We start from the raw sequence: 1,727 nt of genomic DNA on the forward strand, positions 1-1,727 counted from the left end.
AAAAGGCGATGCGCTCGCAGAAGCCGTCTACCGCGTCGGCGAGGCCGGAGGCCGCGACCTCCGGCATCATGGCGACCACGGCGTCGATGTAATCCTCCGGCCGGTTCTCGAACTCCGGCGGCAGGGCATGGGCGCCCAGGAAGGTGGTGCGCACGGAGACGCCGTCGTGTTCGCCGAGACGGCGGGCGACCCGCAGCATCTTCAGTTCCGGCTCCAGCGCCAGGCCGTAGCCGGACTTGATCTCGACGGTGGTCACCGCTTCGGCCATGAGGGCGCTGAGACGCGGCAGGGCGGCGGCGTAGAGGGCCTCGTCGTCGGCTTCGCGGGTCTGCGCGACGGTGGAGCGGATGCCGCCGCCGGCGCGGGCGATCTCCTCGTAGGAGGCCCCTTCCAGGCGCAGCTCGAACTCCCGCGCCCGGTCGCCGCCGTAGACCAGATGGGTGTGGCAGTCGATCAGTCCCGGCGTGATCCAGCGCCCCGCGCAGTCGTGGACGCGCCTGGCCAGGCTCTCCGGCGCGTCGGGCAGGGCACTCTCGGGCCCGACCCAGGCGATCTGCCCTTCGGCCACCGCCAGCGCGCCGGCCTCGATGGCGCCATAGGGCGTGGCACCGCCGCCGGCCTTCGCGGCGGCGCCGTGGCGCGCTCTCTCGCTCGCCGCTTCTCCAGCCGCCATGGTGGCCAGGCGGGCGCCGGTCCAGATGTCATCCCACATGAAAGCCGCTTTCCCAAATCACGGCATAAGTTGTATAGACAACCTGCAGGGCTTTGCCGTGCAACCCCATCTCGTACGTCAAAGCCTCTCTTCTCATAGCAGGTCGCGATGACAAGCCATACGCTTTTTGCGCCGCAGGCCCTTCTCACCGACGGTTGGGCGGAAAATGTGCTCCTGGAGGTTGATGAGGCCGGCAGCCTTCGTCAGATCGCGCGAGGCGCCCAGGCAGATGGCGCCGAGCGGCTCGCCGGACCGGTGGTGCCGGGCATGCCGAACCTGCACAGCCACGCCTTCCAGCGCGCCATTGCCGGCCACGGCGAGCATGCCGATCAAGCGGGTGGGCGGGACGATTCCTTCTGGACCTGGCGGGAAATCATGTACCGCTTCGTCGGCCGGCTGACGCCGGCGCAGGTCCAGGCCATTGCCGCCCAGCTCTATGTCGAGATGCTGAAGGCCGGCTACACGGCGGTGGGCGAGTTCCACTACCTGCACCACCGGCCGGACGGCGGGCCCTACGACGACCGGGCGGAGATGTCGCGGCGCACCATCGCCGCCGCACAGCAGACCGGCATCGGCATCACCCAGCTTCCGGTGCTCTACGGCTACGGCGGTTTCGGCGCCGAACCGGCGGGCGAGGGCCAGCGGCGCTTCCTGAACACGCCCGGTGAATTGTTGGGAATCATCGAGGCGCTTCAGAATTCCCATCAGGGCGATCCCCAGGTGCGCATCGGCCTCGCCCCCCATTCCCTGCGCGCCGTCACCCTGGAGACCCTCACAGAAGCCGTGGCGGGACTGACGTCCCTGGACGCCGAGGCGCCGGTCCACCTCCATATCGCCGAGCAGATCAAGGAGGTGGAGGACTGTCTTCAGTGGTCCCACAAGCGTCCCGTGGAGTGGCTGCTGGGGCACTGCCCGCCGGACCGGCGCTGGTGCCTGATCCACGCCACCCACATGAGCCCGCGGGAAACCGCCGACATGGCGGCGACCGGCGCGGTGGCGGGGCTCTGTCCGACCA

Annotated in this window: 1 protein-coding gene and 1 pseudogene; one reads left to right on the plus strand and one right to left on the minus strand. The window is 69.5% G+C overall.

The window, feature by feature from the left end:
- Window positions 1–712 (minus strand): annotated as a pseudogene (locus tag Q0996_RS05590) (imidazolonepropionase); the annotation flags it as partial.
- 108 nt (window positions 713–820) lie between these two features.
- Here Q0996_RS05590 and hutF point away from each other — a divergent pair.
- On the plus strand, window positions 821–1,727 hold a 907-nt coding region (gene hutF / locus Q0996_RS05595; RefSeq protein WP_299616768.1), incomplete at its 3' end, for a formimidoylglutamate deiminase.

This window comes from Pelagibius sp., from assembly GCF_028289705.1.
In the GTDB taxonomy this organism is placed as follows: Bacteria; Pseudomonadota; Alphaproteobacteria; order Kiloniellales; family Kiloniellaceae; genus Pelagibius.